The sequence below is a fragment of the Mesorhizobium sp. P3_A8 genome, assembly GCF_056402995.1.
The window spans coordinates 285,445-305,773 of the sequence record NZ_JBFUGI010000002.1; the positions used below are offsets into that span (position 1 = coordinate 285,445).

The 20,329-nt window shown below is 62.5% G+C and carries 19 protein-coding genes; 11 read left to right on the top strand and 8 right to left on the bottom strand.

Going from position 1 to position 20,329, the window contains the following annotated elements; translation table 11 throughout:
• Positions 1 to 27 precede the first annotated feature (27 nt).
• From lptF to rsmA, 6 genes are all read left to right on the top strand, one after another.
• The gene (gene lptF / locus AC1DX4_RS05540; protein WP_477219375.1) at positions 28 to 1,230 is read left to right on the top strand and encodes an LPS export ABC transporter permease LptF; all 1,203 of its coding nucleotides are present in this window, start codon (positions 28 to 30) and stop codon (positions 1,228 to 1,230) included.
• Complete coding sequence (lptG, locus tag AC1DX4_RS05545; protein WP_477219777.1) at positions 1,227 to 2,312, top strand: LPS export ABC transporter permease LptG; 1,086 nt, start codon at positions 1,227 to 1,229, stop codon at positions 2,310 to 2,312. Before lptF ends, lptG begins: the two co-directional genes overlap by 4 nt.
• Complete coding sequence (locus AC1DX4_RS05550) at positions 2,312 to 4,750, top strand: LPS-assembly protein LptD (RefSeq protein WP_477219376.1); 2,439 nt, start codon at positions 2,312 to 2,314, stop codon at positions 4,748 to 4,750. Before lptG ends, AC1DX4_RS05550 begins: the two co-directional genes overlap by 1 nt.
• 90 nt (positions 4,751 to 4,840) lie before the next feature.
• Positions 4,841 to 5,773 (top strand): peptidylprolyl isomerase, encoded by a 933-nt coding sequence (locus AC1DX4_RS05555; RefSeq protein WP_477219377.1) that lies wholly within the window; start codon positions 4,841 to 4,843, stop codon positions 5,771 to 5,773.
• 13 nt (positions 5,774 to 5,786) lie between these two features.
• On the top strand, positions 5,787 to 6,803 hold the full coding sequence (gene pdxA / locus AC1DX4_RS05560) for a 4-hydroxythreonine-4-phosphate dehydrogenase PdxA (RefSeq protein ID WP_477219378.1): 1,017 nt from the start codon (positions 5,787 to 5,789) through the stop codon (positions 6,801 to 6,803).
• Between the two features lie 25 nt (positions 6,804 to 6,828).
• A complete protein-coding gene (gene rsmA, locus AC1DX4_RS05565; RefSeq protein ID WP_477219379.1) occupies positions 6,829 to 7,668 on the top strand; it encodes a 16S rRNA (adenine(1518)-N(6)/adenine(1519)-N(6))-dimethyltransferase RsmA in 840 nt (279 codons plus the stop codon).
• Positions 7,669 to 7,707: 39 nt separating this feature from the next.
• Here the strand turns inward: rsmA and gmk are convergent, their stop codons facing one another.
• The 3 genes from gmk to mltG all read right to left on the bottom strand — a co-directional run bounded on the left by gmk (position 7,708) and on the right by mltG (position 10,576).
• Complete coding sequence (gene gmk / locus AC1DX4_RS05570; protein WP_051643596.1) at positions 7,708 to 8,364, bottom strand: guanylate kinase; 657 nt, start codon at positions 8,362 to 8,364, stop codon at positions 7,708 to 7,710.
• Between the two features lie 21 nt (positions 8,365 to 8,385).
• On the bottom strand, positions 8,386 to 9,276 hold the full coding sequence (locus tag AC1DX4_RS05575; protein WP_477219380.1) for a YicC/YloC family endoribonuclease: 891 nt from the start codon (positions 9,274 to 9,276) through the stop codon (positions 8,386 to 8,388).
• Positions 9,277 to 9,433: 157 nt separating this feature from the next.
• Positions 9,434 to 10,576 carry an endolytic transglycosylase MltG gene (gene mltG, locus AC1DX4_RS05580; RefSeq protein WP_477219381.1) on the bottom strand — a complete coding sequence of 381 codons (1,143 nt, stop codon included), beginning with the start codon at positions 10,574 to 10,576 and terminating at the stop codon, positions 9,434 to 9,436.
• On the opposite strand from mltG, the gene AC1DX4_RS05585 reads away from it, so the two are divergent.
• Positions 10,575 to 10,826 carry a hypothetical protein gene (locus AC1DX4_RS05585; protein WP_477219382.1) on the top strand — a complete coding sequence of 84 codons (252 nt, stop codon included), beginning with the start codon at positions 10,575 to 10,577 and terminating at the stop codon, positions 10,824 to 10,826. The two genes, mltG and AC1DX4_RS05585, sit on opposite strands and share 2 nt — an antisense overlap.
• Before the next feature lie 8 nt (positions 10,827 to 10,834).
• Here the strand turns inward: AC1DX4_RS05585 and fabF are convergent, their stop codons facing one another.
• The 4 genes from fabF to fabD all read right to left on the bottom strand — a co-directional run bounded on the left by fabF (position 10,835) and on the right by fabD (position 14,313).
• Positions 10,835 to 12,097 carry a beta-ketoacyl-ACP synthase II gene (gene fabF / locus AC1DX4_RS05590; RefSeq protein ID WP_477219383.1) on the bottom strand — a complete coding sequence of 421 codons (1,263 nt, stop codon included), beginning with the start codon at positions 12,095 to 12,097 and terminating at the stop codon, positions 10,835 to 10,837.
• A gap of 34 nt (positions 12,098 to 12,131) precedes the next feature.
• Positions 12,132 to 12,368, bottom strand: coding sequence for an acyl carrier protein (locus AC1DX4_RS05595; RefSeq protein ID WP_006203723.1), 237 nt, complete (start codon positions 12,366 to 12,368; stop codon positions 12,132 to 12,134).
• 199 nt (positions 12,369 to 12,567) lie between these two features.
• Positions 12,568 to 13,305 carry a 3-oxoacyl-[acyl-carrier-protein] reductase gene (gene fabG / locus AC1DX4_RS05600; RefSeq protein WP_477219384.1) on the bottom strand — a complete coding sequence of 246 codons (738 nt, stop codon included), beginning with the start codon at positions 13,303 to 13,305 and terminating at the stop codon, positions 12,568 to 12,570.
• Positions 13,306 to 13,365: 60 nt separating this feature from the next.
• The gene (fabD, locus tag AC1DX4_RS05605; protein WP_477219385.1) at positions 13,366 to 14,313 is read right to left on the bottom strand and encodes an ACP S-malonyltransferase; all 948 of its coding nucleotides are present in this window, start codon (positions 14,311 to 14,313) and stop codon (positions 13,366 to 13,368) included.
• Positions 14,314 to 14,591: 278 nt separating this feature from the next.
• Between fabD and AC1DX4_RS05610 the strand changes: the two genes are divergently transcribed.
• Complete coding sequence (locus tag AC1DX4_RS05610) at positions 14,592 to 16,520, top strand: LTA synthase family protein (RefSeq protein ID WP_477219386.1); 1,929 nt, start codon at positions 14,592 to 14,594, stop codon at positions 16,518 to 16,520.
• Between the two features lie 5 nt (positions 16,521 to 16,525).
• Here AC1DX4_RS05610 and AC1DX4_RS05615 read toward each other — a convergent pair whose 3' ends face one another.
• On the bottom strand, positions 16,526 to 18,163 hold the full coding sequence (locus AC1DX4_RS05615) for a pilus assembly protein (RefSeq protein WP_477219387.1): 1,638 nt from the start codon (positions 18,161 to 18,163) through the stop codon (positions 16,526 to 16,528).
• A 464-nt stretch (positions 18,164 to 18,627) separates the two neighbouring features.
• On the opposite strand from AC1DX4_RS05615, the gene rpsF reads away from it, so the two are divergent.
• The 3 genes from rpsF (at position 18,628) to rplI (ending at position 20,231) form a co-directional block, all read left to right on the top strand.
• A complete protein-coding gene (rpsF, locus tag AC1DX4_RS05620) occupies positions 18,628 to 19,131 on the top strand; it encodes a 30S ribosomal protein S6 (RefSeq protein WP_027045356.1) in 504 nt (167 codons plus the stop codon).
• Positions 19,131 to 19,379, top strand: a complete 249-nt coding sequence (gene rpsR / locus AC1DX4_RS05625) for a 30S ribosomal protein S18 (RefSeq protein WP_006203718.1) — start codon at positions 19,131 to 19,133, stop codon at positions 19,377 to 19,379. The genes rpsF and rpsR overlap by 1 nt, the downstream gene beginning before the upstream one ends.
• A gap of 267 nt (positions 19,380 to 19,646) precedes the next feature.
• Positions 19,647 to 20,231 (top strand): 50S ribosomal protein L9, encoded by a 585-nt coding sequence (gene rplI / locus AC1DX4_RS05630; RefSeq protein ID WP_027045355.1) that lies wholly within the window; start codon positions 19,647 to 19,649, stop codon positions 20,229 to 20,231.
• Positions 20,232 to 20,329 lie beyond the last annotated feature (98 nt).

A 20,329-nucleotide genomic window follows, 5' to 3' on the forward strand; every position in this document is an offset into this window, starting at 1 on the left:
CGTTCGAGAAAATCGAGTAAAGCCTTCATGAAGGTCGTTGAACGCTACATCATGCGCCGCGCTTTCGTGGTCTTCCTGGCAGCGCTGGTCTGGACGCTGGCCATCGTGTGGACCACGCAGGTGCTGGCCAAGATCGATCTGGTTACCGACAGCGGCCAGTCGTCGCTGACCTTCTTCGAGGTCGCCGCCCTCATTCTTCCGTCGATCATCCCGATCGTCGTGCCTTTCGCGCTGGTCGTGGCGGTCGCCCAGACACTCAGTGTCATGAATTCGGATTCCGAACTCGCCGTCGTCAACGCCGCCGGCGCCTCGCGCTGGACGATCGTGCGGCCAATCATGCTTCTGGCTCTTGCGGCCAGCGTTTTTTCCTTTGCCGTCGACAATGGCATCGACCCCTATGCACGGCAGAAGAACCGCGCTTTGGTGGCGGAGTCGCGCTCCGACCTGTTGTCGCTGATCATCCAGGAAGGCACGTTCCGAAAGATCGAGGACGGGCTGTTCCTGCAGATTGGCGAGCGGCTTCCAGACAACAAGCTGGGTGGCATCTTCGTGGCGGATTCGCGCGAGGAAGGTGTCAACCTCGTCTACTACGCCAAGACCGGCAGCATCGTTGAGCGAAACGGTGAAAAAGTGCTGATGATGAATGACGGCGTCATCCATCGAAAAACGGTAACCGGCGACCTCAGCGTCATCCGGTTCACCTCCTATGCCTTCGACATGTCGGCTTTTATGTCGGCAGCCAATCAAGTAACGCTGCTGCCAAAGGACCAGACAACCCAGTACCTGCTCAACCCGAATGTCAACGACAAGAACTATCAGCAGAACCCCCAGGAATACCGGGCGGAAATCGACCAGCGGTTTTCGGAATGGCTGTATTCCATGGTGTTCGCGCTGATCGCGCTCGCGGTCGCCGGCGATGCGCGTTCGCATCGCGAGGCGCGCGTCAATCCTTTGATCACGGCGATCACCATATCCCTGTTCGTGCGCTGGCTGGGTTTCTTTGCCGCCAGCAAGGCCGATGAAGTGCCGCAATACACCTATATGGTCTATGGCGTGCCTATCGTGGCTTCCGCCGTGGCCATCTGGTTCATCGTGTCGAACCGGACCATGGAACTGCCGGTGGCCTGGGCGGACTGGATGACGAACCTGGCCAGCCGCGTCGGTGACGGCTGGAATGCCCTCAAACTGCGTTGGTCCAGGCGCGGCACTTCAGGTCAGGGGATCAGCTGATGGGCTGGACACTGGGCCGGTATTTCTTCTTCCGCTATGTGACGATCACGATCTGGTTCTTCCTGGGCCTGCTGGCGCTGGTGTTCCTGATCGATTTCACCGAGCTGTCCGGGCGTACCACCGGCCTGCCCGGTTTCACCTATGGGACGGCGGTGGCCATTTCGGGCCTTCGCATGCCGATGATCATGCTGCAGACGGTGCCGTTTGTCGGCCTGTTCTCTGCGATGGCGACACTGGTTTCGCTCAACCGCCGCTACGAGCTGGTCATCGCGCGGTCCGCCGGCGTTTCCGCCTGGCAATTCCTTTTGCCATGCTGCATCGGAGCGTTGCTGTTCGGTTTTGTCTCGGTCGGGCTCATCAACCCGCTCGCTGCGCATGCCTTCTCCTTGTCCGAGCAGATCGAGACCCAGTTGCGCTCCGGCAAATCAAATACGGTTTCGGCCGATACCGCCCCCTGGATTCGCCAGAAAACCAGTACCGGTGACACCATCATCGGTGCGCGGGCCATCCTCAACCAAGGCCTCGAGATGGCCGATGTCGTCTTCTTCATCCTCGACCCGAAAGGCAATATCGTCGAGCGCAAGGACGCCGCCCGCGCCTATCTGCGGGACGGCTATTGGGAATTGCAGGATGTGAAGACTTTCAGGAACGGCACCATCCTGCCCGCGGCCAGCGATCGTGTGCCGACCAATCTGAAGCCTGAATTCGTGCAAGAGCGGCTGGCGCGCCCGGAGACCATTCCGTTCTACGACCTGCCTGGAAAAATCGAGGTTGCCCGCTCCTTCGGCCTCAAGGCAAATGCCTTTGCCATGCAGTTTGATTCGCTGGTGGCGTTGCCGTTCCTCCTCGTCGCCATGACGCTGATTGCGGCAACAGTTTCAATGCGATTTGCGAGGATGGGGCAATCGGCAACGATGATTCTGGGTGGCGTCGTTGCCGGGTTTCTGCTTTATGTCGTTTCGGTGCTGGTGAAGGCATTCGGCGTGGCGGGATTCGTGCCGACTGCCATAGCCGCCTGGGTGCCGGTCGTGGTAGCTATGTTCTTCGGGGTGACTTTCCTGCTATACAAGGAAGACGGCTAGTGAGGGAGGCGTTTTTGCCCAGCGACAGGCAGGCCAATTTGGCGCGCCTTTATGCGGCGAGCGCCTTGGCGTGCCTGCTTGCTTGCGCCGTGCCGTTGCCTGCCTTCGCTCAGGAAGTCGGCAAGATGGCGACCAACGTTCCGGCCGGCTCGCAGATGCTGCTGGCCGCCGATACGCTGGTCTACAACAACGACAACCAGACGGTGACCGCTGTCGGTGGTGTGCAGATCGACTATGGCGGCAACCGCCTCGTCGCCCAGAAGGTCATATACGACCGCAACACCAAGCGGATGGTTGCCACCGGCAATGTTGAGATCGTCAACAGCGACGGCACCAAGATCAATTCGCAGCATATCGACATTACCGATGATTTCGCCGACGGTTTCGTCAACGCGTTGCGCGTTGAAACCATCGACAAGGCTTATTTCGCCGCCGAAAGCGCCGAGCGCATGGGCGGTGTGCTGACCACCTTCCACAACGGCGTCTACACCGCCTGCGAACCGTGCGAGGACAAGCCCGACAAGGCGCCGACCTGGCGCGTGAAGGCCAGGAAGATCATCTGGAACGGCGAGAAGAAGACGGTTCGCTTCGAGAATGCGAATTTCGAATTCTTCGGTTTTCCGCTCGCATACCTGCCGGCGTTCGAGATCGCCGACCCGACGGTGAAGCGCAAGAGCGGCTTCCTGATCCCCGGCATCAGCTACAACAGCCACCTGGGCTACAGCGTCAAGATTCCCTATTATTTCGCACTTTCGCCGACATATGACCTGACGGTGACGGGAAGCGGCTACACCAAGCAGGGTTTCCTCGGTGAGGCCGAGTGGCGCCAGCGTTTCAACAATGGCGAATACAGTTTCAAGATCGCAGGGATCCAGCAGCAGAATCCCGACGCCTTCATTGATACCGCCGCTTTCCCTTCCACCGGTGGCCACAACATCGATTCGGGCGCGGCAGGCGATCCGAACAAGTTCCGCGGCATGATGGGCACGCAGGGGCAGTTCGCCATCAACGACCGCTGGAATTTCGGCTGGGACGTTCTGCTGCAGACCGACAAGGACTTTTCGAGCACCTACAACATCGACAAGTACAATGCCGGCGTACATCAGTCGGCGGTCTACCTGACGGGGCTCAACGGCCGCAACTATTTCGATGTGCGCGCCATGCATTTCGATGTCCAGGAGAACACGCCCAACAGCTATATCTCCGCGCGCAGCAACCAGCAGCCCTGGGTGTTGCCGTCGCTCGACTATGCATACATCCCCGACGTAGCGGTCGCCGGCGGCCAGCTGTCGCTCAATGTCAACTCGCGCGTGCTGCATCGCGATGAACTGGATGAGACCTACTTTACCCCTTACGTGCCCGCTTCGGGTACCCAACGCGTGCGCGGCATTGAAGGCGAATCCGGCCGCCTGACCGCCGAGGCCGAGTGGAAGCGGTCATTCGTCACCGACAACGGACTGGTGCTGACACCATTGCTGGCGCTGCAGGGCGACGTCGACTACCTCGATGCGTCATCGGCCTCGCTCGCCGCCGTCAATCAGATGGCGACAAATTTGGGCGTGCAGGACGATATGCGTTCGTCATTCGCCCGCTACATGGCAACCGCCGGGCTTGAAATGCGCTGGCCGCTGCTGTTTTCCATGGCCAGCGGATCCAGCCATGTCATCGAGCCGATGGCGCAGGTGTTCCTGCGTCCGAACGAACAATATGTCGGCGGCCTCGCCGTTCCGAATGAAGACGCCCAGAGCATGGTGTTCGACGCGACCACCCTGTTCGAACGCGACAAGTTCTCCGGTTATGACCGCATCGAAGGCGGCTCTCGCGCCAATGTCGGCTTCCGCTATTCCGGCTCCTACATCAATGGCTGGGGCACGAATGCCATTTTCGGCCAGTCCTATCAGATCGGCGGCGAGAACTCCTTCGCCGCGCCGGATCTGGTCAATGTCGGCGCCTATTCGGGCCTTGAGACCACCAAGTCCGACTATGTCGGTCTGTTCGGTATCAACAGCCCGAATGGATTCGCGGCCTCCGTCAGCGGCCGCTTCGACGAACAGACCTTCGAGGTTCGCCGCGCCGAGTTGAGGGCCGCCTATTCAGGCCTGCCGGTGTCGTTGAGCGCCAGATACGCCTTCATCCAGGCCCAGCCACTCTACGGTTTCACCACCGACCGTCATGAGGTCACACTGGGTGCGTCCACGCATCTGGCCCAGAACTGGCGCGTGTTCGGAACAGGAACCTATGATCTGCAGGAAAGCCTGCTGGTCAAGGATGGGGTCGGCTTCGCCTACAACGATTCCTGCTTCACCTATCTGATGACGTACTCGCAGTCGCGTGACCTGAACACCAGGGAAGTGACGCAGAGCATCGGCTTCAACCTGTCGTTCCGCACCCTTGGCGACTTCGGCTCGTCGACCAGCGCAATCGACACCATCCAATAGCCGGCGAGACATCGTTTCGCCGCATAGGGCTGGCACGGATTCGCGCACCCGGGAGAGGACGAAATTGGGCGGAACCGGGATAGAATTGGGATGCTAATGATGAGGAAATACCTCTTTTCAGCAGGGTTCGCGCTGCTTGTGGCGGCGACATCCGTGTCGATGACTGTCATGACGCCGCCGGCTTTCGCCAGCGAGATCAAATACATCGTCAACGACATACCAATCACGTCAGGCGATATCGCGCATCGCGCCGCCTTTTTTAAGCTGCAGCGCAAGAAGGGCGATGCCGCCCAGGAAATGATCGACCAGACGCTGCGCATGGCCGAGGCCAAGCGGCTTGGCATCCGCATCACCGATGCCCAGGTCGAGGCTGCCTATCAGCGCTTTGCCGCGGGCAACAAAATGCAGATCAGCCAGCTTGATGGCGTGATGGAGAAATCCGGCGTCGGCAAGGACCATTTCAAGGAGTTCATCCGTGCCCAGATGGCCTGGAACCAGGCCTTGAGCGCGCGTTACCGTTCCGGCGAAGGTGGCAGCGTGACCGAACAGGATGCGGTCAGGCGCATGCTCGACAAGGGCGGGGCCAAGCCGAGCGCTACCGAGTACATGCTGCAGCAGGTCATCTTCGTCGTGCCCGCTGCCGAACGCGGCGCGACGCTGGCCAAGCGCAAGCGCGAGGCCGATGCCATGCGCGCCCGCTTCAACGGCTGCACCACGACGCGCGAATTCGCCAAGGGCCTCATCGACGTTACCGTTCGCGATCTCGGCCGGGTGCTTGCGCCGCAATTGCCGCCGGACTGGGCCGACCAGATCAAGGCCACCAAGGTCGGCGGCGCCACCACCACGCGCGAGACCGAGCGCGGCGTCGAGTTCATCGGCATCTGCTCATCGCGCGAAGTATCCGACGACAAGACAGCCCAGATGGTGTTCCAGAGCGAAGGCTCCAACGACAAGGCCGCCGACGATCTCAGCAAGAAATATGTCGACGAGTTGAAGGCGAAAGCCCGCATCGTCAAGCGCTGACGTGAAGAGCGCGATGACCGCGCTGGCGCTGAGCGTCGGCGATCCATCCGGCATCGGCCCCGAAATCGCCATCGCCGCCTTCCTGGCGCGCGAGGCAGTCGGCCTGCCCGCCTTCTATCTTTTGGCAGATCCGACGCTGATCGCCTCGCGGGCAAGCCGGCTGGGCGTGTCGGTGCCGATCGTCGAGACAATACCGGCGCAAGCGGCGCAGATATTCGCCCATACCTTGCCGATCGTTCCACTGGCGGCCCAGTTCGTCGACAGTCCTGGCCGGCCGGATCCGGCCAATGCGGCCGGCACCGTCGAGGCCATCGACCGCGCTGTCGCCGCCTGCCTTGCCGGAGACGCCGCCGCCGTCGTCACCTGCCCGATCGCCAAGAAGCCGCTCTACGACGCCGGGTTCCGCTTTCCCGGCCACACCGAATATCTGGCGCACCTGGCGGCCCGGCACAGTGGTGTCGACGCGATGCCGGTCATGATGCTGGCAGGCCCTGACCTGCGCACGGTTCCCGTCACCATCCACATCGCTCTGGCCGAGGTGCCGAAGGTGCTGACCACCGAGTTGATCGTCGCGACCGCGCGCATCACCGCGGCCGATCTGGCCGGCCGCTTCGGCATTGCCAGGCCGAGGCTTGCCATTGCCGGCCTCAATCCGCATGCCGGCGAAGGCGCTTCCATGGGCTTGGAGGACGAGCGTATCGTGCGGCCGGCGGTCGACATCCTGCGCGCCGAAGGCATCGATGCTTTCGGCCCGCTGCCGGCCGATACGCTGTTCCATGCGCGGGCACGGGCAAGCTATGACGTGGTCCTATGCATGTATCACGACCAGGCATTGATCCCGGCCAAGACACTGGCCTTCGACGAAGCGGTCAACGTCACGCTCGGCCTGCCCTTCATCCGCACCTCGCCAGACCACGGCACTGCCTTCGACATCGCCGGCAAGGGCATTGCGCGGCCCGACAGCCTGATCGCGGCGCTGAAGCTCGCCAGAAAGCTCGCCGACACCGACGCAAAGGCGGTAGCCGCATGAGCGCTGCCGTTTCGGGTCCGAACGCATGAGCATCGACGGTCTGCCGCCGCTGCGCGATGTCATCGAGCGCCATGGGCTGCAGGCAAAAAAGGCGCTTGGTCAGAATTTCCTGCTCGACCTCAATTTGACCGGCAAGATCGCGCGCAGCGCAGGCGATCTCACAAACACCGTGGTGATCGAGGTCGGACCGGGCCCCGGAGGGCTGACAAGGGCGCTGCTTTCCAACGGCGCCCGCCGGGTCGTCGCCATCGAGCGCGATGAACGCTGCCTGGCTGCCCTTGCCGAAGTCGCCGCTCACTATCCCGGCCGGCTGGAGGTGATTTCCGGAGACGCGCTGAAGACCGACTTCGCCGCCCTCGCCTCCGCGGCTGCCGGAGACAGTGGCCAGGTGCGGATCGTGGCCAACCTGCCTTACAACATCGGCACCGAGTTGCTGGTGCGGTGGCTGACGGTCCCGGCCTGGCCGCCCTTCTACGCTTCGATGACGCTGATGTTCCAGCGCGAAGTGGCGCAGCGCATCGTCGCCGCGCCCGGCAGCGACGCCTATGGCAGGCTTGGCGTGCTGGCCGGCTGGCGCACGCAGGCCAGGATCGCCTTCGACGTGCCACCCCAGGCCTTCACGCCGCCACCCAAGGTCACCTCTTCGGTGGTCCATCTGGAGCCGCGCACGACACCTCTGCCCGCTGACGTCAAGAAACTCGGCCGCGTCACCGAAGCCGCCTTCGGCCAACGCCGGAAGATGCTGCGGCAGAGCGTGAAAAGCCTTGGCGGTGAGGCCTTGCTCGAGCGCGCGGGCATCGATCCGACCCGCCGCGCCGAAACGCTCAGCGTCGAGGAATTTGTTCGACTGACCAATGCGGTGTAGCTCGCTTCTCCCCGTGAACGGGGAGAAGGAAAAAAGACTTCACACCGTTTTCTCGTCCAGCAATCCCGAGACGAAATCAAAAAGCCCGGGCCGGCGGTCCCGCCGCAATCGTTCGGCGACGACGATGCCGCGCACCTCGGCGAAGGCACGGTCGAGATCGTCATTGACGATGACGAAATCATATTCCTTCCAGTGCTCGATCTCGTTGCGGGCGTTCTTCAGCCGCGTCTCGATCACCGCTTCCTGGTCCTCGGCCCGACGTTTCAGCCGCGCCTTCAATTCCTTCATCGATGGCGGCAGGATGAAGATCGAGACGATGTCGGCACGCATCTTCTCCTTCAGCTGCTGTGCGCCTTGCCAGTCGATGTCGAACAGCATGTCGCGGCCTTGCGCCAGCGCCAGTTCGGCGGGTTCGCGCGGTGTCGCGTAGCAATTGCCGTGCACTTCGGCCCATTCAAGCAGCGCATCGGAATCGCGCAGCCGCTCGAAGTCGCGCATGGTGCGGAAATGGTAGTGAACACCCTCGATCTCTGAGCCGCGGCGCGGTCTGGTGGTGACCGAGACCGACAGTTCGAGGCTGGAATCGCTTTCCAGGAGGTTGCGCGCGATCGTCGATTTGCCGGCGCCGGATGGCGACGACAGCACGAGCATCAGCCCCCGGCGGCGGATGCGGGACCCCAAATCCCTGGCAACCATCGGTTCCTTGGCAACCATCGGCTACTCCAGATTCTGGACCTGTTCACGAAACTGGTCGACCACGGCCTTCAGCTCCAGTCCGATCGCGGTGACGGCTGCGGCGTTCGACTTCGAGCACAGCGTATTCGATTCGCGGTTAAATTCCTGTGCCAGAAAATCGAGCTTGCGGCCGACGGCGCCGCCGCCCTCAAGCAAGGCCCGGCCAGATGCGACATGCGTTTTCAGCCGGTCGATCTCTTCGCGGATATCAGCCTTGGTAGCGAGGAACGCCGCCTCCATATGCAGGCGGCTCGCATCCAGATTGGCGGACGCGTCCATCAGCAGCTTGATCTGCTCGGCGATGCGTTCCCGGATCGCCGTGGTGTCGCGAGACGGATCCGCCTCCGCGCGCAGCGTCAGCGCCTCGATGGCGTCGATGTGGCCGGACAGCAGCAAAGCCAGTGCCGCACCCTCGCCCTGCCGTGCCTGCTCCAGCCCTTTCAGTGCCACGTCGAGCGCAGTCATGATGGCGATGTCGAGCGCGGTGCGCGCCTCTTCGGTTTCCACGGTTTCGGGAATGTCGAGCACGCCACGCAGCGACAGCAACCCGTCAGCCGTCGCGGGGGCAACGCCGAATTGTTCCTGCAGCCGCTTGGCGAGACCCGCAAGGTCTTTCAGAAAGGCCTCGTTGACAACGGGTTGCGCCTGCGCGCCGGCGGCGCGGCCGATGGTCAGCGTCGCCTGGAAATTGCCACGGGCGAAACACTTCTGCAGCGTTTGCCTGACCGTCGGCTCCAGCCGCTCGAAACCTTGCGGCAGCCGCAGCCGCACCTCGACGCTCTTGCCGTTGACGGACTTGACCTCCCAGGCGATCGAGGTGCCGTCATGCTCGGCGACGGCACGCGCAAATCCGGTCATGCTCTGCAAATTCATGTCGCCTGCACACCCCTGGCGCATCACCCCAAAGCCAGTTTTCCGGACGGGGCAAGTGCGGCTTTAAAACAACCACGCCGCGGGTGCGTCAAAATCGGACGCTTGGCGTTCTTTCAAATGTCAGGCTGTCGCCTTCCGGGCAACGCCTTTCTTCGTCCTACTGGGCGTCACCCGCATCGCCGCCGGCATCGCCATTGTCGCCACCGGTGCTGTCGCTGCCATCGGCAGGCTTGTCGGTAGCCGGCTTGTCGTCCGCAGGCTTGTCGGTAGCAGGCTTGTCGGCATTGCCGTTTGTACCAGAGGCAGCGGCGGCCTTGGCCGCGTCATCGGCCTGCTTCTTCTGCAACGCACGATAACGGGCGACGTTCTCATTGTGCTCATCCAGCGTCGCGGCAAAGACGTGACCGCCCGTGCCGTCGGCGACGAAATAGAGATCGTCGGTCTTCGATGGGTTGGCCACGGCCTCAAGTGCTGCACGGCCCGGATTGGCGATGGGCGTCGGCGGCAGGCCGCTGATCACATAGGTGTTGTAAGGCGTCTGCTTCTGAATATCCGACTGGTAGATCGGGCGGTCCGCAGGCTTCCCCTTACCGCCGAACAGACCATAGATGATGGTCGGATCGGATTGCAGGCGCATGCCCTTGGCCAACCGGTTGAGGAACACGGCGGCGACGCGCGAACGCTCGTCACCCCTGCCGGTTTCCTTCTCGACGATCGAGGCCAGGGTGACGAAGTCCTCGACATTGGCGAGCGGCAGGTCCGGCGCGCGCCGCTGCCATACTTCGTCGACCAGCTTCTTCTGATCGGCCACCAGCTTGTCGATCATCTGCTGACGCGTCGCGCCGCGCGTGAAGCGCAGCGTGTCGGTGGCAAGGCTGCCCTCGGGGGGCGTTGTCGACGGCATGTCGCCACTCAAGGCGGGCTCGTCGGCGATACGCTGCAGCGCCTGCTCGACCGTCAGCCCTTCTGGAATGGTCAGCGAGTACATCACCGACTTGCCGCTCTTCAGAAGCTCCATGATGTCGCGCATGGATGCCCGGGGCTTGATCTCGTATTCGCCGGCCCTGAGCGCGGAATCGTTGCCGAAGGCACGCACGCCAAGGCGGAAGACGCGGGCGTCGCTGATCAGTCCGCGGCGCTCAAGCTGGTCGGCGATGTCGGCGACGCCGGTGTTCGGCTTGACCAGGAAGGTGTCTCCATTGGCCGAGGGGCCAGCTTCGGTGAATTCCTGCTTGCCGAAGTAAAGCGCCGCACCCGCTGCCAGAACCATCAGCATCACCAGGGAGATGACGAAGTTCATGAACACGACGACCTGGCTGCGCGAAGCGCGCGAGCGCTTCGGCGGCGGCGTTCCGGCTTCCGGCCGCAAAGCCTCGCTGGCTGTCTTCGGTACGATCGGCCCGGTGTTCGCCGGCCGCTGCCCGAATTCTCCGTTGCCCGACGGATTTGTGTTCATTTTGCCCTACCGTTTGATCGCCCAACGAATCCCCTGCGGCAGAGTAGGGGCGAATATGGCAAAATTGACGGCAGACCGAAGCATCGCCCGGTAGCCGGACGATCAGCCATTATAGCGCTGGAACACCAGCGAAGCGTTGGTGCCGCCAAAACCGAAGGAATTGGACAACGCCACGTCGATCTGGCGGGAGCGAGGCTTGTTCGGCACCAGGTCGATCGCGGTTTCGCGCTCCGGGTTGTCGAGGTTGATGGTCGCCGGCGCGACATTGTCTCTGATAGCGAGGATCGAAAAGATCGCTTCGGCGGCACCCGCCGCGCCCAGGAGATGGCCGATCGACGACTTGGTCGACGACATCGAAATCTTCGACGCCGCATTGCCGACCAGGCGCTCGACAGCGCCGAGTTCGATCGTGTCGGCCATGGTCGAGGTGCCGTGCGCGTTGATGTAGTCGATATCTGCAGGCGTCAGCTTGGCCCGGTTCAACGCTGCGGTCATGCACCGGAAAGCCCCGTCGCCGTCTTCCGCCGGAGCCGTGATATGATGGGCATCGCCGGTGAGACCGTAGCCGGTCACCTCGGCGTAGATCTTCGCGCCGCGCGCCTTGGCGTGCTCGAGCTCTTCCAGTACCACGACACCGGCGCCCTCGCCCATGACGAAGCCGTCGCGGTCACGGTCATAGGGACGCGACGCCGTTTGTGGCGTGTCATTACGATCGGTCGACAGCGCCCGACAGGCGGCGAAGCCGGCGATCGACAGCCGCGTCACCGGCGCCTCGGCGCCGCCGGCGACCATAACGTCGGCATCGCCCCACATGATCAGCCGGGCAGCATCGCCAATGGCGTGCGCGCCGGTCGAACAGGCCGTGACAACGGCATGGTTCGGGCCTTTCAGCCCGTGCCGGATCGAAACCTGGCCGGAGACGAGATTGATGATCTGGCCCGGAATGAAGAAGGGGCTGATGCGGCGCGGGCCGCGCTCCTTGAGGATCATCGCGTTCTCGGCGATGCCTTCGATGCCGCCAATGCCCGAACCGATGAGCACGCCGGTGGCGCATTGCTCTTCGTGGGTCTTGGGTTCCCAGCCGGAATCCTTCAGCGCCTCATCGGCGGCGGCAATCCCGTACAGGATGAAGTCGCCGATCTTGCGCAATTCCTTCGGCTCGAGCACGGCCTCGGGATTGAAGGTGGCATTGCTGCCGTCACCACGCGGAACGACGTGGGCGATCTTGCAAGCAAGATCTTCCACCTCGAACTCGGTGATGCGCTTGGCGGCGCTGCGGCCGGTCAGAAGTTCCTTCCAGCTGTGCTCGAAGCCCATGCCGAACGGCGACAACAACCCTAGGCCCGTGACGACGACACGCCTCATCGCAGGTCCTCCCCGGTGATGACTGCGGAAAGCGTCAGGCCGAAGCCTTGTCGATGTACTTCACCGCATCGCCGACCGTCAGGATGGTCTCGGCTGCGTCGTCGGGAATCTCGACGCCGAATTCTTCTTCGAACGCCATGACGAGTTCGACCGTGTCGAGGCTGTCAGCGCCCAGATCATCGATGAAGCTCGCCTGCTCCGTCACTTTGTCGGCATCGACGCCAAGGTGCTCGATGACGATCTTCTTGACGCGCTCTGCGGTGTCACTCATTTGGGGCATCCTCGTCTTTTGTTTGTCTGTCTTCGTTAGCGGGCAGAATGCCGCTAATCAAGCTGAAAGATGGTCCTGCCGGAAACGCAACGGCCACGGACCGGTTTTTGCCCGAACCGCCGGGTTGCGGGCCGCATTACACGAAAAATGGCTGAGGTCCAAGGCGAAATGGTCTCTTTTCACAGCCCCGCCGTATCCGTCAGATCATAGCCATGCCGCCGTTGACATGGATGGTCTGGCCGGTGACGTAGGCGGCTTCGTTGGAGGCGAGGTAGGCGACCGCGGAGGCCACTTCAACAGTCGTGCCCATGCGGCGTGTCGGTATCGCCGCCATGATCGCCTCTTTCTGCTTGTCGTTGAGCTTGTCGGTCATGGCCGATTCGATGAAGCCCGGGGCGACGCAATTGACGGTGATGTTGCGGGTGGCGATCTCCTGCGCCAGCGATTTGGAAAAGCCGATCATGCCGGCCTTGGAGGCGCAGTAATTGGTCTGGCCGGGATTGCCGGTCACGCCAACCACCGAGGTGATGTTGATGATGCGGCCATGGCGGCGGCGCATCATCGGATGGGTGAGTTCGCGGGTCAGCCGGAAAACGGCGGTCAGATTGACTTCGAGCACTGAGTCCCAATCGGCGTCCGACATACGCACGAACAATCCGTCCTTGGTGATGCCGGCATTGTTGACCAGGATATCGACGCCTTCGAGCTCGGCCTCCGCCTTCTGGCCGAGCGCCTTGACCTCGTCGCGGTTCGACAGATTGGCCGAGAACAATTTGACCCGGTCGCCGAGTTCGCCTGCCAAGATCTCCAGTTTCTCGATGCGGGTGCCGTGCAGGCCGACAATGGCGCCTTGCGCATGCAGCACGCGGGCAATCGCCTCGCCGATGCCTCCCGATGCGCCGGTGACGAGCGCCTTGCGGCCGGTCAGTTCGAACATTTTTTGTCTCCTGATCTGAGAGAACAGCCTTCACACGGAAGGGGTCAAATCGCCAGTGGATTATGAAAGTGCGGCCAGCGCGGCCTCAACATCGGCCGATGTGCCGACCGACGCGGTAGCGATGTCGCGGTTGATACGTCGTGCCAGGCCCGACAGCACCTTGCCGGCGCCGATCTCGTAAAGCGTAGCAACGCCGTTGGTGCCGAACCATTCCACCGTTTCGCGCCAGCGCACACGGCCGGTTATTTGCTCGACCAGGCGCGGCGCGATCTCGTCGGGATCGCTGGTCGGGGTCACGGTGACGTTGGACAGCACGGGCACCGCCGGCGCATGCTTTGCTACCCCGGCGAGCGCGTCGCGCATGACATTGGCCGCCGGCGCCATCAGCGCCGAATGGAAGGGCGCCGAGACCTGCAGCATCAGCGCCCGCTTGGCGCCCTTTTCGGTGCACAGTTTCGCCGCCAGTTCGACCGCGGCCTTGGCGCCGGAAATCACCAGCTGGCCGCCGCCATTGTCGTTGGCGATCTGGCAAACCTTGCCGGACCCTTGCGCGGCCTCGGTGCAAGCGGCTTCGACATCTGCCTGCTCCAGCCCGATGATCGCCGCCATGGCGCCCTCGCCGGCCGGCACCGCCGCCTGCATGGCATTACCGCGAATGCGCAGCAGCCGGGCGGCATCGGCAACGGAAACAAAACCCGCGGCGGCAAGGGCCGAATATTCGCCCAGCGAATGGCCGGCGACGTAGGCGACCTTGTCCTTCAGCGAGAAACCGCGCGCTTCCAGCGCCCTGATCGCCGCCAGTGACACAGCCATCAGCGCCGGCTGCGCATTGGCCGTCAGGGTCAAGGTCTCTTCCGGACCTTCCCAGATCAGCTTCGACAGGTTTTCACCAAGCGCGTCGTCGACTTCCTGGAAGACCCTGCGCGCCTCGGGAAAGGCATCGGCGAGATCCTTGCCCATGCCGACAGCCTGGCTGCCTTGTCCCGGAAAGGTGAATGCAATGGCCATGCGAGGGCTCTCCAAGACTGGTTTGCTTGCTTGATAACACGCGTTTTTCCTGCCTGTGGCGCAAGGCAGGCCGCCAAGTCAAGCCCGGTTCAGCCCGGCCCTAAGTCGCAACCCTACACCGAGTGCCTGTTCCGAAAGGGCTTTTTGGCGATCACTCATGATGAAAACCGCTCACGAATCGTTTGCTGGCTCTTCTTATTTCCGCCACAGGCGCTAGCTTTGCGTGACAATTATATGACAATCGAGTGACTTGGGTTGTCGCTGGGTGGGAAGTTAAAGTGGCAAAGAGTTCGAAACGCGCAGGTAAAGCCGCGCCTCAGTTCCTGGAAGACGATCCGTCTACCGGCTATCTGCCGGGCCGGAGATGGCCGGTCGTCCGTTATGGATTGATCAGCCTGGCGATCTCAACCATCCTGGTGTTTGCCATCGAATTGATCGTGCGCGGCGACTTTGCCGGGACGATCTCTTTCTTCCTGCAGCCGCTCAAGCCGGGCTGGACGACCATCGTCGTGTTCGCGCTAATCCTGATCGGCCTCGACGCGGTGCTCGGCCGCAGCCATCAGAGCCTGATGATCGTCGCGCCCTTGACACTGTCGCTGGCTTTTGTCGGCCACCAGAAGTCGCATTATCTCGGCGATCCACTCTATCCGACCGATTTCCTCTATGCCCGCCAGATCTTCGCCCTGCTGCCGCTCCTGGTGCGTGACCGGCCGATGACCGCGCTCGCCATGGTCGTCGGCATCGTCGCCGGCCTGTCGCTGCTCGTCTATGGCTGGCGGCTGTGGCGCCGCAAGGTTCCCGCACTCAGCCGCAAGGGCCGCCTTGCCCGGCTGACGCTGGCCGTGCCGCTGCTCGCCTTCTTCGTCTCGATCATGGACTATGCCACCTTCTCGTGGACAAGGGATCGGCTGCAGATCATCCCGATCATGTGGGATCAGAAGGAAAACTACGCCTCGAACGGCTTTGCGCTGGCCTTCGCGCTCAACGTGCCGATGGCGCATGTCTCGGCACCGCCGGGCTATTCCGACAAGGCGATCGCGGCGATCGAACGGCCGCAGGTGGCGGCCTCGGTGCCCGATGAAAAACCCGACATCATCGTCGTCATGAGCGAATCCTTCTGGGATCCGACCAAGCTGCCCGGCGTCACCATCACGCCGGACCCCATTCCCACCGTGCGGGCGTTGCGTTCCGGTTCGATGTTCTCGCCTGAATTTGGCGGCATGACCGCAAACATCGAATTCGAGGCGCTGACCGGTTTTTCCAACGCCTTCCTGCCGGCCGGCAGCATTCCCTACCAGCAATATGTGCGCACGCCGACGCCTTCGATGGCGACCTTCCTGAAGAGCGAGGGCTACCGGGCGCGCGCCATCCATCCCGGCACCAACTGGTTCTGGAACCGCGGCGCGGTCTATGCCGATTTCGGCTTCAACGATTTCAAGTCGGAAGAGACGCTGCCGCCGATGGAAAAGCGCGGACCGCTGGCATCGGATGCGGCGATGACGGACGAGATCATCCGCGAAGCCGATGCCAGCGACGACCCGGTGTTCTTCTTCGCGGTCAGCCTGCAGAACCATGGTCCCTATGAACCGAACCGCTACTACAACCCGACCCACGCAGTGCAGGCGCCGATCAGCCAATGGGCGCGCGACTCGCTGTTGAGCTATGCAGAGGGTTCAGCCGATGCGGACCGCGGCCTTGAACGGCTGATCGAATGGGCCAAGAAGCGCTCCCGCCCCACCGTGATCGCGTTTTTCGGCGACCATCTGCCGCCGCTGGGGCCGGTCTATGTCGAGACTGGTTTCCTCAAGGACAATGTCGCGCCTCGCAAGGAGCCGACGCCGGAAGCCGCGCTTGAACATCACCAGACACCGCTGATCATCTGGTCGAACCGCTCCGGTCCGGTCGAGAATCTGGGCGCGGTGAGCCCGGCCTTCCTACCCTATCATATCCTCACCGCCGCGGGCATCACCCACCCCTACTACACAGGCTTCCTAGGCGAGGTGCGGGAGCACTACCGCGTTGTCGACCGCAACCTGCTGCTGACCCCGGCTGGCGAGGCGACACCCGATTGGTCACGGCAAAAGGAGATCGACCCGACGATCAACAATTTCCGGCTGATCCAGTACGACATGATGTTCGGCAAGCGCGGTGCGGCGCCGGACTTCTTCCCCGAGACGGTCGACAAGGTCGTCGCCCATACGAGTTGACGGGTTCAATTCGTCAATTGCAGCTTCGAGAATTTGTTGGCGATTTGCTGGAAAACGTTCGGCAGTTTTGCCGGATCGTTGACGGCATAATAGCCGCTCGGGTCGGAAGCGCAGGCGCTGTAGAGCGTGCGGTTGGCGGCGGTGTCGGACTGCAGCACCATTGTGTAGATCTGCACGCCCTCGTTCTTCAACTGCGTGCACACGCTCTTGGTCCAGCCGTCGACATTGCGTGCCGCCGTTGTCTGGTTGTCCGACCCGAAGCGGCCACCCGCCAGATAACCATAGGACGTATAGTCGGACTTGGTCGGCTGATTGCTGGCGCCATAGACGACATTCTCGCCATCGGTAAGCAGCATGACGATCTTGCTGACGCCCGGCGTCTTGAATGGCACCCCGTCTGTATAGGGCGCGCCGGGTGACAGCACCCGCATGCCCCACGACAGTCCCTCGGAGACATTGGTGCCGGAACCGTTCCACTCCGTCATCTGGCTCGCCGCCTTGCGCAATTTGTCGAAATCGTCGGTCAGGGGAACGACGGGGGTCGGGCAGGAGCGGTTGGGGCCAACCGTGATCGCGCTGCCGGTCTCGGTGACGATCTTGTTCGTCGACGCGACATATTTGGCGACCTTTTCCAGGTCGGCACCCAACAGTGCGTTGACCACGCTGCCAAGCAGGCCGCTGAGGTCGATACCCAGTATGTTGACGCCCGGCTCGGCGAGCTTGACCTTGTCGATGGTGTCGTCGAGGTACGAATTGTTGTAGCCGGTGGCCGAGTTGCCGTAGGAGCCTGACGGCTTGGTGGCGGGCTCTGGATCGTCGGGAGCGAAGTAAGGCACGAACAGCGTGTCGGGTTTGTTCGGATCCGGCGGCGTATCAGAGATGTTGTAGGTGCCGGGGCGAGCCTCGACGCAGCCTTTCCATCCCGTATCTTTCCATCCGCCCTTCAGCCCCAGTTGCTTGAACAGCGCCATATGGTTCGGCCGCTTGCCATTGATGACGGGGAAATTGATGCCGTTGGTCGATGATTTGCCGTCCATGTCGATCCAGGACGGGTCGAACCCGTCGCCATCGACATTGACCGCCGTGACGAAGGGAACCAGCGAGGCACGCACCTGGCGCGTCGGCGATTTTGTCGCCTCGAGCGTGTCCAGCAGTGACTTCGTCGCCGTCCTCAATGCCGTCATGCGGGCGCCGGCCATCGAGCCGGTATTGTCCAGCACCAGCACGACTTCGAGCTGATTGTTCGATTCGACGGCCGAGGCATCGACGACGATGTGTTTGTTCTGGCCGAACAGGAAGGCGAAGTTCAAATTGACGTCCGCAGAGGCGACAGCTTTCGTCTTGATGTAGTTGACGCCCTTGTCGACGGTCAGCGTCGCCTGCGCGTTGGCGAGTTCGCCATGCCCGGCGATGTTGGCCTGAAAATAGCGGTTGAATGCGTCGGGGCGGGTGATGTCGAGATCGCCGAGATGCGAGGAGGCAAGATTTGCGGAGTCGAGCGCATTCTGCAGGTTGCTCTTGGCTCGCATGATGGTGGACACGTCGACCGCGAAGGCCACGGCCGACAGGATGGCCGGCAGCCCGAGCCCCATCAGAAGCGCGAAATTGCCGCTCTTCGAGCGCCAGAATCTGTTGAGAAGCATCCTTACCCCCGGAAATGCTCGCCGCCTGATCTGCGCGGGTTGCCCGGGCATTTGCGCCTTCCATGATGAATCGACCGTTGACGGCGAGGGCGCAACCCTGCACAACCTGACATTGTGGTTAAGGGCCGGTTGCCGGGAAATCGCCAGGCCGTATCGGCCACGCCACCCGACTATCCAGCGCCCTGCGACATCGGTGACGCCGCTTGCCCTTGCCTTATCGGGGGATTGCTGTATAGACGCCGCCAATCTGCCGGTCCTTGCTGGGGGCTGAACGGAGGGCCGTAGGTTTTTCAAAAACCTTCGTGTGAAGCCAGAAGTGCTTCCGCCTCCCGTGTCTCCGCTCTCGACCGTCTCGAAATGCTCCTTTCTTCCCCGTACCCTTCAAGGGTTTGCGGGTCAGAGAAATTGCAGAGGCTTTAGCCGCCGGGAACCGGGAGAGAAACGAAGAAAGGCACGAAGACATAATGGCTCTTTACGAACATGTGTTTCTTGCCCGGCAGGACCTCTCGCAGCAGCAGGTCGATGCGCTTGTCGAACAGTACAAGGGCGTCATCTCCGCGAATGGCGGGTCCGTCGGCCGGGTCGAGAACTGGGGACTGAAGTCCCTCACCTACCGGGTCAACAAGAACCGGAAGGCATACTACACGCTGATGGACCTCAACTGCCCGCCGGCAGCCCTCAACGAGATGGAGCGCCAGATGGGTCTGTCCGAGGACGTCCTGCGTTTCCTGACCATCAAGGTCGAGGCGCATGAAGAAGGTCCTTCGGCCATGATGCAGAAGCGCGAAGAGCGCTCCGAGCGCGGCAGCTTCGGCGACCGCGACCGTGGCGATCGTGGTCCGCGTTCGTTCGGCGACCGTGATCGCGGCGACCGTGGCGATCGTCCGCCGCGCAGCTTCGGTGGCGACGCCGGTGCTGATCGTGGTCCGCGCCGTCCGCGCGAAGGCTTTGAAGGGGGTGCAGAATAATGGTCGACATCAACCAGATCCCGACCCGGCGCCCGTTCCATCGTCGCCGCAAGACCTGCCCGTTCTCCGGCGCCAACGCGCCCAAGATCGACTACAAGGACGTGCGTCTGCTGCAGCGCTACATTTCCGAGCGCGGCAAGATCGTGCCGTCGCGCATCACCGCCGTCAGCCAGAAGAAGCAGCGTGAGCTCGCCAAGGCGATCAAGCGCGCCCGCTTCCTCGGCCTGCTGCCCTACGTGGTTCGCTAAGACTTCCAAAGCAGGCGGTTCGCCGCCTGCTTCCTTCTCCCACGGCGACGGGCGCCGCAGGGTTGGTTCGATGATGCATGTCGTTGTCCCAAAACCGGGACCACTTTTGGGCGACATGCATTGAAATCCCGAGTTGAGGTGAAAAGCCTCTAACTGCCGCGACAGGCAGGACAGCGACACCGGCGCCAAGGCGCCCGAGCTTCCTGACCTGTTCCATTCATTTCCGCGCCGATCCCGCGATCGGTGCCCAGACGAAGGAACAAGACCATGCAAGTGATTCTTCTCGAACGCGTTTCCCGCCTCGGCCAGATGGGCGATACCGTCAAGGTCAAGGACGGCTTTGCCCGCAACTTCCTGTTGCCGCAGGGCAAGGCGCTGCGCGCCAACGAAGCCAACAAGAAGAAGTTCGAAGGCCAGCGCGCTCAGCTCGAAGCCCGCAACCTCGAGCGCAAGTCGGAAGCCACCCAGGTTTCTGAAAAGCTCGACGGCAAGAGCTTCATCGCGGTCCGTTCGGCCGGCGAGACCGGCCAGCTCTACGGTTCGGTGTCGACCCGCGACATCGCCGACCTGCTGACGGCCGAAGGTTTCTCGGTCAACCGCAACCAGATCCTGCTCAACCAGCCGATCAAGACCATCGGTGTCACCAATGTGGCGATCGCGCTGCATCCGGAAGTCGAGGTCACCATCAGCCTCAACATCGCGCGTACGGCCGACGAAGCCGAGCGCCAGGCCAAGGGCGAGACGCTGACCACCGCCGAAGCCATCTATGGCGACGACATCAACGACAATGCGCGGCCGGAGAACTTCTTCGACCCGAACACCGAGTTCGAAGGCGGCGAAGACAACGCCTGATCGCGGTACGACAAGCGAGGGAGCAGCGCTCCGATCACTTTGTCGTCATCCAGCCTTTCTGGACCAATGCCCGGGCCTCTCGCCCGGGCATTTTTGTA

Excerpts from the sequence above, each read along its gene's own strand:
- lptF (WP_477219375.1), top strand. The coding sequence starts at position 28 with ATGAAGGTCGTTGAACGCTACATCATGCGCCGCGCTTTCGTGGTCTTC.
- AC1DX4_RS05555 (WP_477219377.1), top strand. The coding sequence starts at position 4,841 with ATGCTAATGATGAGGAAATACCTCTTTTCAGCAGGGTTCGCGCTGCTT.
- pdxA (WP_477219378.1), top strand. The coding sequence starts at position 5,787 with ATGACCGCGCTGGCGCTGAGCGTCGGCGATCCATCCGGCATCGGCCCC.
- rsmA (WP_477219379.1), top strand. The coding sequence starts at position 6,829 with ATGAGCATCGACGGTCTGCCGCCGCTGCGCGATGTCATCGAGCGCCAT.
- gmk (WP_051643596.1), bottom strand. The coding sequence starts at position 8,364 with ATGGTTGCCAGGGATTTGGGGTCCCGCATCCGCCGCCGGGGGCTGATG.
- AC1DX4_RS05575 (WP_477219380.1), bottom strand. The coding sequence starts at position 9,276 with ATGAATTTGCAGAGCATGACCGGATTTGCGCGTGCCGTCGCCGAGCAT.
- AC1DX4_RS05585 (WP_477219382.1), top strand. The coding sequence starts at position 10,575 with ATGAACACGACGACCTGGCTGCGCGAAGCGCGCGAGCGCTTCGGCGGC.
- mltG (WP_477219381.1), bottom strand. The coding sequence starts at position 10,576 with ATGAACTTCGTCATCTCCCTGGTGATGCTGATGGTTCTGGCAGCGGGT.
- fabF (WP_477219383.1), bottom strand. The coding sequence starts at position 12,097 with ATGAGGCGTGTCGTCGTCACGGGCCTAGGGTTGTTGTCGCCGTTCGGC.
- AC1DX4_RS05595 (WP_006203723.1), bottom strand. The coding sequence starts at position 12,368 with ATGAGTGACACCGCAGAGCGCGTCAAGAAGATCGTCATCGAGCACCTT.
- fabG (WP_477219384.1), bottom strand. The coding sequence starts at position 13,305 with ATGTTCGAACTGACCGGCCGCAAGGCGCTCGTCACCGGCGCATCGGGA.
- fabD (WP_477219385.1), bottom strand. The coding sequence starts at position 14,313 with ATGGCCATTGCATTCACCTTTCCGGGACAAGGCAGCCAGGCTGTCGGC.
- AC1DX4_RS05615 (WP_477219387.1), bottom strand. The coding sequence starts at position 18,163 with ATGCTTCTCAACAGATTCTGGCGCTCGAAGAGCGGCAATTTCGCGCTT.
- rpsF (WP_027045356.1), top strand. The coding sequence starts at position 18,628 with ATGGCTCTTTACGAACATGTGTTTCTTGCCCGGCAGGACCTCTCGCAG.
- rpsR (WP_006203718.1), top strand. The coding sequence starts at position 19,131 with ATGGTCGACATCAACCAGATCCCGACCCGGCGCCCGTTCCATCGTCGC.
- rplI (WP_027045355.1), top strand. The coding sequence starts at position 19,647 with ATGCAAGTGATTCTTCTCGAACGCGTTTCCCGCCTCGGCCAGATGGGC.